The organism is Kineosporia mesophila, from assembly GCF_021129235.1.
Classification (GTDB): Bacteria; Actinomycetota; Actinomycetes; order Actinomycetales; family Kineosporiaceae; genus Kineosporia; species Kineosporia mesophila.
Genome location: NZ_JAJOMA010000030.1, coordinates 14936 through 25437, shown reverse-complemented (window position 1 = coordinate 25437; position 10502 = coordinate 14936). Strand labels below are relative to the sequence as shown.

At 68.8% G+C, this 10502-nt stretch carries 9 protein-coding genes; 8 read left to right on the top strand and 1 reads right to left on the bottom strand.

Going from position 1 to position 10502, the window contains the following annotated elements:
* Positions 1-173 precede the first annotated feature (173 nt).
* On the bottom strand, positions 174-1097 hold the full coding sequence (locus tag LR393_RS30270; RefSeq protein WP_231488517.1) for a M15 family metallopeptidase: 924 nt from the start codon (positions 1095-1097) through the stop codon (positions 174-176).
* A gap of 59 nt (positions 1098-1156) precedes the next feature.
* Between LR393_RS30270 and LR393_RS30265 the strand changes: the two genes are divergently transcribed.
* The 8 genes from LR393_RS30265 (at position 1157) to LR393_RS30230 (ending at position 10406) form a co-directional block, all read left to right on the top strand.
* A complete protein-coding gene (locus LR393_RS30265) occupies positions 1157-3136 on the top strand; it encodes an acetoacetate--CoA ligase (RefSeq protein WP_231488516.1) in 1980 nt (659 codons plus the stop codon).
* 144 nt (positions 3137-3280) lie between these two features.
* Positions 3281-4561 (top strand): inositol-3-phosphate synthase, encoded by a 1281-nt coding sequence (locus LR393_RS30260; protein WP_231488514.1) that lies wholly within the window; start codon positions 3281-3283, stop codon positions 4559-4561.
* Entirely contained in the window at positions 4558-5598 is a 1041-nt protein-coding gene (locus LR393_RS30255; RefSeq protein WP_231488512.1) for an SCO3242 family prenyltransferase, read from the top strand. The genes LR393_RS30260 and LR393_RS30255 overlap by 4 nt, the downstream gene beginning before the upstream one ends.
* Before the next feature lie 21 nt (positions 5599-5619).
* Positions 5620-6453, top strand: coding sequence for a sugar phosphate isomerase/epimerase family protein (locus tag LR393_RS30250; protein ID WP_231488510.1), 834 nt, complete (start codon positions 5620-5622; stop codon positions 6451-6453).
* Positions 6450-7082: an EboA domain-containing protein gene (locus tag LR393_RS30245; protein WP_231488508.1), complete on the top strand. Its 633-nt coding sequence runs from the start codon at positions 6450-6452 to the stop codon at positions 7080-7082. Before LR393_RS30250 ends, LR393_RS30245 begins: the two co-directional genes overlap by 4 nt.
* A complete protein-coding gene (locus LR393_RS30240) occupies positions 7079-7933 on the top strand; it encodes a TatD family hydrolase (RefSeq protein WP_231488507.1) in 855 nt (284 codons plus the stop codon). The genes LR393_RS30245 and LR393_RS30240 overlap by 4 nt, the downstream gene beginning before the upstream one ends.
* Positions 7933-9042 (top strand): metabolite traffic protein EboE, encoded by a 1110-nt coding sequence (gene eboE, locus LR393_RS30235; protein WP_231488505.1) that lies wholly within the window; start codon positions 7933-7935, stop codon positions 9040-9042. The genes LR393_RS30240 and eboE overlap by 1 nt, the downstream gene beginning before the upstream one ends.
* A complete protein-coding gene (locus LR393_RS30230) occupies positions 9039-10406 on the top strand; it encodes a nucleotide pyrophosphatase/phosphodiesterase family protein (protein ID WP_345718833.1) in 1368 nt (455 codons plus the stop codon). The genes eboE and LR393_RS30230 overlap by 4 nt, the downstream gene beginning before the upstream one ends.
* The last annotated feature ends 96 nt before the right edge of the window (positions 10407-10502 follow it).

Here is a 10502-nt window from a genome sequence, read left to right as displayed (position 1 = left end):
TCAGTTCTATCCCACGCAGGGGGTGACCCGTCGCTGAGGGCACACCACTCGTCGTGATCAGGGAAAGCTTTTCCGTGATCATGCAAACCCCTCCCCTGGGAGTGGGGGCACCTCCCGGCCGGAGGCTGGGGGATTGCATGATCACGGCGGCCAGAGGACGCGAAGTGCGCACCTCAGGCGTTCGAGGTCACCGGCTCCTCGATCCGGTCGGCTTCCTCCTGTGCCTGCGCCTCCGCGATGGCCGCGGCCACGTCGGCGTCGATCTCCGCGTCCGTGACCTCGGTGCCGTCCAGGATGTCGGCGTCGGCGTCGATCTTCGCCACCTCGGCCTGCAGCTTGCTGGTGCCCTCGGCGAAGGCCTGCCGCACGTCGGTCGCGGAGCCCGCGGCCAGAGCCGTGACGGCTGCGATCAGGGTGTCCAGCTGGGCCTTCATCGCGGCGTCGCGCTTGGCCGAGGCCGTGGCGAACGCCTTGAGGTCGGCCTGGGTCTTCCGCGCCAGGGTGGGGTAACGGACCATCAGGCCGAACGTGACCTTCTCACCGCTCTTGTAGGGCTTGCCCCAGATCTTGGCGTCTGTGGACGTGAGCTTGACCTGGTCGGTCCACTTCATGTCTTCCTCGTCCTCCAGTCTCTTCTTCAGCACCGCCCGTGCCTTCTTGACCTGTGCCACCGACGCGTTGATCTCGAAATGCATCGCGTCGATCCGGCCGATGTAGTCATGACCCCAGCGGAAGATCTTGTGTCCGCTGCCGTCGGTGATCGACGCGAGGATCTTGTGGACCTTGGCGATCTCGCTCGTGGTGAAGGTGCCTCGCACGCCCAGGGGATGCTGGGTGGCGTTGAGGTCCCAGGCGGTGGCGCTTGCGTGGTTGCTGATGACGGACGTCGACCCGCGCACGTTCCGCGGCGCCCACGACCAGTCGTCGAGCACCTTGCCCTTGATCGTCTCGACTTCCTTGTCGAAACGCTCGATCAGGTATTTCGCCAGGAAGGCGACATCGGAATTGGCCGCAGCAAACCGGCCCCCGGCTGCGGAGAACCAGGTCAGCCGGTTGCTCGACAGGACGGTCCACCCGTTCTGCGAATGTTCTGCCATATCGCCAGGAGTCTAGAGCCGCATAGAGTTGGATGCATCTGAGCGAGGGAGCTTGAACGATGACGTTGCACTCGGACAGCAGTTCGGCTGCGCAATTGTGGCGCCCGGACGCGGATACGGCCCGGCGCACTCAGATCGCCGATTTCACGCGGTGGCTGGCCACTCACCGTCAGGTGCGGCTCGCCGAGCTGGATTACAGCGCGTTACATCGCTGGTCCGTCGAGCATCTCGAGGACTTCTGGTCGGCGGCCGCCGAATATCTCGGCGTGCGCTTCGGTGTTCAGCCCGAACAGGTTCTCGGCGACGCCACGATGCCCGGGGCCCAATGGTTTCCCGGGGCGACCCTGAACTACGCCGAGCATGCCCTCACACCCGGTCCTGGGCGCGAGGACGGCGACACGGCCTTGATTTTCGTGCGGGAAGACGGGGTGGAGCACACCCTGACCCACGCCCGGCTACGGGATCTCGTCGGCCGGGCGCGGGTCGGTCTGGTCGCGGCCGGCGTCGGCAAGGGCGACCGGGTGGTGGCGCTGGTGCCGAACGGTATCGGCGCGCTGGTGCTTTTCCTGGCCTCGGCCTCGCTCGGGGCGATCTGGTCGAGCTGCTCGCCGGACTTCGGGGCCCGGGCCGTCACCGACCGGTTCGCCCAGATCGAGCCCCGGGTGATGCTGGCCGTGGACGGTTATGTCTACAACGGCAAGGGTTACAGCATCCGCGACACCGTGACCACGCTGCGCGAGAGCATGCCCTCGCTGAACCTCACGGTGATTCTTCCCTATCTCGACCTGGGTCTCGAGCCGGTGCGCGCGGCCGGTGAGGTGACGTGGGACGAGTTCACCTCGCAACCGGGGGAGCTCGCCTTCGAGCCGGTGCCGTTCGACCACCCGCTGTGGGTGCTCTACTCGTCCGGCACCACCGGCCTGCCCAAGGGCATCGTGCAGGGGCACGGCGGAATTCTGCTGGAGCAGCTGAAATCCCTTCGACTACAGCATGATCTGCGCCCGGGGGAAGTGTTCTTCTGGTTCACCACCACCGGCTGGATGATGTGGAACTTCCTGATCGGCGGGCTGCTCGCGGGCTGCACGATCCTGCTCTACGACGGCAGCCCGGCCTATCCCGGCCCGTTCCGGCTGTGGGAGCTGGCGTCGCGCCACCGGGTGAAGCTCTTCGGGGTCTCGGCCCCGTTTATCCAGTCCGCCGCCCGGTCGGGCATCGTGCCGCGTGAGCGGTACGACCTCAGTGCCATGGAATCCATCGGCTCGACCGGATCACCGCTCTCGCCCGAGAGTTTCCGCTGGATCGGCTCGGCCGTCGGCCGGCAGGTGCGCATCTGCTCGGTCTCCGGTGGCACGGACGTCTGCACGGCCTTCCTGACCAGCGCCCCCACGGTGCCGATCTGGCTGGGGGAGCTGTCCTGTGCCTCGCTGGGGGCCGACGTGCACGCCTTCGACGAGAAGGGCGAAGACGTCGTGGACGAGGTCGGGGAGCTGGTCATCACCCGGCCGATGCCCTCGATGCCGGTGTCGTTCTGGAACGACCCGGACGGAACCCGTCTGCGCGAGGCCTACTTCGAGACCTACCCGGGCCTGTGGCGGCACGGTGACTGGGTGCGCGCGACCGCCCGCGGCTCGTTCGTCATCCACGGCCGCAGCGACTCCACGCTGAACCGCGGGGGTGTGCGGATGGGCACGGCCGAGTTCTACTCCGTGGTGGAGGCGTTCGACGAGGTCAGCGACTCCCTCGTCATCGACACCACACAGGGCGAACTGCTCTGCTTCCTGGTGATGGCCGCCGGCGCGGCCATCGACGACGTGGAAGAGCCGCTGCGCAAGGCCTTGCGGGCACAGTTGTCGCCGCGGCACGTTCCGGACCGCTTCATCCGCATCCCGGTCGTGCCCCGCACCCTGAACGGCAAGAAGTGCGAGGTTCCGGTCAAAAAGATCCTGGCCGGCGTGCCGGTGGACCGCGCCGTCAGCCGCGACGCCCTGGCTGACCCGGACTCCCTGCGTCCGTTCCTGCTACTTCGTCCCGGGAGCTAGCCGTCTTTGATCTCCCGCTGAACAAAGAATTACCCGCTGCTGCGAATATGTGACACGAAGTGTTGTCAGCCAACGCCCAGCTTGTTACCTTTTGACCGACATCGGCGTCAGTGGCGACCCGGTGCGCGTGCCGGAGGTGCGACCGTGACTGTCGGGTTGTGGCTGATCGGGGCCAGAGGGTCCATCGGAACCACGGTGACCGCGGGCCTGGCCCTGCTGGCGGCCGGTGCGGGTGATCGCGCCACTACCGGAATGGTCAGCGAGCTGGACGAATTCGCCGGCCTCCGGCTGGTTCCGCCGGGCAATCTGGTGATCGGCGGGCACGACCTGGCCGAGGTCTCGATGAAGGGTCGCGCCGAGGAGCTCGTCCAGGCCGGCGTGCTGCCCGCCCACGCCCTGCCCTTGGCCCGCCCCGCGCTCGAGGCGGTGGACGCCCGGGTGTGCCCCGGGGTGCGGGGCGGTGGGCGCGACGCGATCGAGCAGATCCAGCGCGATCTGCTGGCATTCGGGGACCAGCACGACCTGGAAACCGTAGTGGTGGTGAACATCGCTTCCACCGAGCCGCTTTCGCCGGTGCTACCGGTGCACGAGGATCTGGCGGCGCTGAACCAGGCACTCGATGCCGGTGAGAATCCTGTGCCCGCCAGTGCTCTGTACGCCTACGCGGCTCTCGACGCGGGCCTTCCGTTCATCGATTTCACCCCGTCGATGGGTGCCGCGATCCCGGCCCTGCACGAGCTGGCGGTGGAGCGGGGCACGGTCTACGCCGGGCGGGACGGCAAGACCGGCGAGACTCTGGTGAAAACCGCTCTGGCCTCGATGTTCGGCAGCCGGAACCTGAAGGTGACCTCGTGGGCGGGGCTGAACCTGCTGGGCGGTGGTGACGGCCGGGCGCTGGCCGATTCCGACCGCGCCGCGGCGAAGCTCGCCTCGAAGGCCCGCTCGGTGCGGGAGATCTTCAGCCCGGACGTCGCCGCACCCGTCCACATCGACTACGTCGAGGACCTGGGCGAGTGGAAGACCGCCTGGAACCACGTACGTTTCGCCGGATTCCTGGGCACGCCGATGACGATGCAGATCACCTGGCAGGGCTGTGACTCCGCCCTGGCCGCCCCGCTGGTGATCGACCTGGCCCGCTTCACGGCCCGGGCCCGCCTCGCCGGTCAGGTCGGTGCGCTCGATGCCCTCGCGTTCTTCTTCAAGGATCCTCTCGGCTCGGACGAACACCGCCTCGATCACCAGTTCCGTCGACTGGTGGCGTGGGCCGGTGAGTTCCGAGACGGCGGCGTGAGGGGTGGCAGCGTGAGGGATGGCGGCGTGGGTGACGGCGGCGTGAGGGATGGCGGCGTGGGTGACGGCGGCGTGAGGGACGGCGGCGTGAGGGACGGCGGCGTGAGGGACGGCGGCGTGAGGGACGGCGCGTGAACGTCTACGCCGACCTGGTGCGGTTGCCGGCGGTGCTGAGCGCGCCCGGTGATGCGTTGCTCGGGGCGGCGGCCGGCGGCGACACCGGCGCGCGGGGCACGGCGGCCGCGGCGGTGTCGTCGGCCCTGGCCTACATGGCGGGTATGGCGCTGAACGATTATGCGGATCGACAAGTGGACGCCGTGGACAGACCCGATCGCCCCATCCCCTCGGGCCGCATCACGCCGGAGCGGGCCCTGGCGGTGGGAGCCGGTCTGCTGGCGGCGGACCTGGTGGTCGCCGGGTGGGGGTCGGGACGACGCGGCGTCGCGTACTCGCTCGCCACCACCGGCTCGGTGCTGGCCTACGACTTCGCGGCCAAGGACACCGCGGCCGGGCCCTGGGTGATGGCCGCCTGCCGGTTCATCGATGTGCAGCGCGGCAGCCGGACTTTCCGCGCCGCAGCGTTGCCGGCAGCCCTGGTGGCGGCCCACACCTACATGATCACCCGGGTGAGTCGTCATGAGGTCGACGGCGGAAACCGGGAGGTCGCCCTGACCTCCGCGGTGACCACGGCGGCCATCACCGTCACCGCACTCACAACAGCCACCCCGAGACCGGCCGCCCCGAGACCGGCCACCGCGAGACCGGTCACCCCGAGACCGGCCACCCCGAGACCGGTCACCCCGACTCCGGTCACCCCGAGACCGGTCACCCCGAGACCGGCCACCCCGACTCCGGCCACCCCGACTCCGGCCACCGCGAAACAGGCGTTCCCGGCGTCGTCCGCCCCGAAGGCCGCCGTCGATCCCGCGTCCTGGGCCGTCGCGACGACAGCCGCCGCGCTCTACACCCTCCCCTCGATCCGAGCCTCCCTCGCAGCGGCCGGCGACCCCTCGGCCTCCCGTCTGCAACAGGTGGTGAAGACCGGAGTGCTCGGGATGCTGCCTCTGCAGGGAACTCTCACCGCGACCAACGGGCAACCCGGCACGGGTGCCGGGCTCCTCGTCCTCTGGTATGCCGCCCGAAACCTCGCCACCCGCCGGCGGGTGACCTGAGATGCACAGGGAGGAAACACCGTGAGCGGGCTGCGCTTCGCCTACGTCACCAACGGACTCGCGGATCATCGGCTGGACGATGCCCTGCGGATGCTCGCCGACCACGGCTACGCCGGGGTCGGGCTGACGCTGGATCATCACCATCTGGACCCGCTCGGCCCCGACCTTCCCCGTAAGGTCTCGGTGATCGCCGACCGGCTGCGGGATCTCGGGCTGGCCGTGGTGGTCGAGACCGGCGGCCGGTTCGTGCTGGACCCGCGGCGCAAGCACGAGCCCACCCTGCTGAGCGACGACGGACGCGACCGGCGCGTGGAGTTTCTGCGCATCGCCGTGCGGGTGGCCGCCGACCTCGGCGCCGAGGCGGTGTCGCTCTGGAGCGGTGCCCGCCGTCCCCAGGTCGGGCAGGGAATCGCCTGGCGCCGTCTGTTGCAGGGCTGCGAGTCCGTGCTCCACACGGCCGAACCACTCGGGGTGAAACTGGCTTTCGAACCGGAGCCGGGCATGTTCATCGCGTCCGTGAACGACTGGCAGGCCCTGCACGACGAGCTGAACCACCATCTGTTCGGTCTCACCCTCGACATCGGGCACTGCCTGGTCACCGAGAGGCACTCGATCCCGCAGGTGATCGCGTCTGTCCGGGACGACCTGACCTACGTGCAGATCGACGACATGCGCACCGGAGTGCACGAGCACCTGAACTTCGGTGAGGGTGACGTCGACTTCCCGCCCGTTCTGAAGGCTCTGGCGGGCTTCGACGGTCTGGTGGCGGTCGAGTTGTCGCGGCATTCGCACCGGGCCCACGAGACGGTGCCTGGATCCATCGATTTCCTTCGTGGTGCCCAGGAGCGCGCATGACGATCACGAGCAGTGCCGAGATCTGGGTTCGTAGCGCGCTGGTCCAGGTGCGGGCCGACCCGACCACGATCCGGCGCTGGTTCCCGATGGCCGCCCGCAAGGTCGGGGCCGAGCACGAGTCGGTCCGCATCCGGTTGCTCCGTGCCCTTCCCGACCGCAGCGAGATCCCCGCGCTCTACCGCTACGGCGACGTGCACGAGCGCCGGGCGATCATCCTGTCCGCCGCTCAGCTGGGGGTGGACGACGTGCTGCTGGAGCTGGCCCGGGACGCCTTCCGCAGCAACGACCCCCGGCTGGTCACCGCGTCGGCCAACCCGGCCGTGGTGGAGCGGCTGACTGACGAGGAGGTCGACCAGGTGCTCATGAAGTGTGTCTTCATGGAGATCCCGCTCGACCGGGTGCCGGCCCTCACCCGGCGGGCCACTGCCCGGACCTCGAAGATGCTGGCCGGTTTCGTGCTGGAGCGGGTCTGTGCGGGGCGGTCGGTCGCTCCGGAGGTCTGGCCGGTGATCGACCGGTTCCCGCCGTCCGGTGAGCTGGCCCGGATCGAGCAGCAGCTCACGGCCGACGACCCGGAACGCCGTCGGGCCGCATCCGCGGCCCTGGACCGGAGAGGAGCCCCGTTATGAGGATCTTCGAGCCCCACATCCACATGTCCTCGCGCACCACCGACGACTACGAGGCGATGGCGGCGGCCGGGGTGGCGGCCCTGGTCGAACCGTCGTTCTGGACGGGCCAGCCGCGTTCCGGCGTGGGGTCGTTCGTCGACTACTTCAACGCGCTGATCGGCTGGGAACGCTACCGTGCGGGCCAGTTCGGCATCGCTCACCACTGCACCATCGCCCTGAACCCGAAAGAGGCCAACGATCCCTCGTTCCGGGCCGAGGTGATGGAGATCCTGCCGCGCTACCTGGCCAAGGACGGCGTGGTCGGCGTGGGCGAGACCGGCTACGACTCGATCACCCCGGCCGAGGACGAGCTGCTGGCCCAGCACCTCGCTCTGGCCGTGGAGTTCGACCTGCCCGTGCTCGTGCACACCCCGCACCGCGACAAGCTGGCCGGAACCCGCCGCACCCTCGACGTGGTGAAGGAGTCGGGGATCGCGCCGGAACGGGTGCTGGTCGACCACAACAACGAGCTGACGGCTCAGGTGGTGCTGGATGCCGGAGTCTGGGCCGGGTTCTCGATCTACCCCCTGACCAAGATGGACGAGCGCCGGATGGTGCTGCTGGCCCAGGACCTCGGCACCCGGCGGATCATCGTGAACTCGGCCGCCGACTGGGGCCGCAGCGACCCGCTGAAGGTCGCGAAGACCGCGCAGGCCCTGCTGGCCGCCGGATTCGCGCAGTCCGAGGTGGAGCGCCTGGTCTGGGACAACCCGGTGGAGTTCTACGCCCAGAGCGACCGCCTGGAACTCACGGTGCAGACGGACGACTCGTTGTCGCAGGGCAATTCGATCCAGCGAGGGGAACGGGCCTGATGCGGTTCCGGCATCGTGACGGCAGCGTGATTCATCTGTCGTACTGCACCAACATGCATCCGGCCGAGGATCTCGAAGGCATCCTGGCCCAGCTGCACACCTACGCCGGGCCGGTGCGCCGGCACCTGGGCTGGCCGGTGCTCGGGGTCGGCCTGTGGTTGCCGGCGCCTGCCGCCCGGCACCTGGCCACCGACGCCCAGGCCCTCGACCGGCTGCGGAAGATGCTCACGGCCGAAGGTCTCGAGGTCGTCACCCTGAACGGCTTCCCGCACCGGGCGTTCCAGGCCGCGGTGGTGAAAGGGGCGGTCTACCGCCCGGACTGGCTGGAGCAGGAACGGCTCGACTACACGCTCGACCTGGCGCGGGTCTTGCATCAGATCCTCCCCGAGGATGCCCGGGAGGGCAGTATCTCCACGCTTCCCTTCGGCTGGCGCACCCGTTTCCCCGACGGTACGGCGCCCGCCGACGCCGCGATGCTCGCCGTCGCGGCCGAACTGAAGTCCCTGGCGGGAGAGTACGGCCGCCCGGTGCGGCTGGCGGTCGAGCCCGAGCCGGGTTGTGTGGTCGAAACAATGGACGAGGCGGTCGCCGCGGTCGGGCGTCTCGGGGTTCCGGAGTGGATCGGTCTGTGCGCCGACGCCTGTCATCTTGCCACCCAGTTCGAGAGTCTCGGCCCAGCGGGGAACATCTACAAGGCCCAGGTGTCCAACGCGCTGCGGGTCACCGGTGACGACCGTTCCTGGCTGTCCGATTTCGCCGAGCCGCGGTTCCTGCACCAGATTCGCCAGGAAGACGGTTCCGGTGAGGACGACCTGGGTGAGGACACGCTGACGTCGTTCGACCCGGACCAGGAATGGCGGGTGCATTTCCACCTGCCGCTGAACCACACCGGGCGCACCACGCAGCCCGAGCTGAAGCAGACGCTGAAGGCCCTGGCCGGCGGTGAGAATCCCCGCACCACCCACCTGGACGTCGAGACCTACACGTGGGACGTACTGCCGGGTGACACGCGTCCTTCAAGCACTCAAGAAATAATCAAAGGCATTGCTGGAGAACTTGACTGGACTCATCAACAGCTCGTTGAACTAGGTCTGGAGCCGATCCGGTGAAGCCCGTGCTGGTTGTGAACATCGTCGGGCTCACGCCGAAGCTGCTGCGGCACATGCCCCGGGTGGCCTCGACCGGGTTCAGCGCGACCCTCGGTACCGTGCTGCCGGCCCTCACGTGCAGCGCCCAGGCCACCTACCTGACCGGCAAGTTGCCCAGCGAGCACGGGATCGTCGGCAACGGCTGGTATTTCCGCGACCAGGGAGAGGTCTACCTGTGGCGTCAGCACAATCGGCTGATCGAGGCCGAGAAGGTCTGGGAGACGGCGCGGATCCACCAGCCGGGTCTGACTGCGGCCAATGTGTGCTGGTGGTACGCGATGGGGGCGACCACCGACTGGACCCTCACGCCGAGGCCGATCTACTACGCCGACGGGAAGAAGGACGCCGACTGCTACACGCGTCCGGCGGCGCTGCACGACGAGCTCACGGGTGAACTCGGCCCCTTCCCGTTGTTCACCTACTGGGGCCCGACCGCGTCCATCATCAGCTCGACCTGGATCGCCCAGGCGACCCGCCGGCTGATCGGGACCCGGAGACCGGGTCTGGCGCTGTGTTACCTGCCGCACCTGGACTACGACCTGCAGCGGTTCGGGCCGGACGGCCCGGAGGCGATCCGGGCGGCGCAGGAGATCGACGCGGTGGCGGGTGGTCTGATCGACTTCGCCCGGGAGAGCGGTTACACGGTGGTGGTGCTCTCGGAGTACGGCATCACCGCGGTGGACCGGCCCGTCAACATCAACCGCCTGCTGCGGCGTGAGGGTCTGCTGGAGGTCTACACGCAGGCCGGGATGGAGTACCTGGACCCGTGGGTCTCGCGGGCGTTCGCCGTGGCCGATCACCAGCTGGCCCATGTGTACGTGCAGGACGAGCGGGACGTGCCCCGGGTGCGGGAGCTGCTCGAAGCTCTGCCGGGGGTGGGGGAGGTGCTGGGCGAGGACGGGAAGAAGGAGCACAACCTGGACCATCCGCGCAGCGGTGAGCTGGTTGCCTTGGCGCAGAAGGATTCCTGGTTCACCTACTACTACTGGCTCGACGACGCGCGGGCTCCCGACTTCGCCCGGGGCGTCGAGATCCATCGCAAGCCCGGTTACGACCCGGCCGAACTGTTCCTGGATCCGCACGATCGCCTGGTGAAGGCCCGGGCCGCGCTGACCCTGGCCCGCAAGTTTGCCGGCCTGCGGTACGCGATGAAGGTGGTGCCGCTCGATCCGGCACCGGTGCGGGGCAGTCACGGCCGGGCACCGTCCGACCCCGACGACGGGCCGGTGCTGCTGTGCTCCGACCCGTCCGTCGCCTCAACATCCTTCGAGGCCACGGCGGTGCGGGACCTGATTCTCGAGGTCCTGCTCCGACCTGCTCGTTGACCTGCGCTCACCTGGAGGACGGAATCGCCGGAAAGGCTACTGCCGTTCCCGCGCTCCACCCACGGCTGGACGCAGGAGAAGCTCGAGGCCTGACCG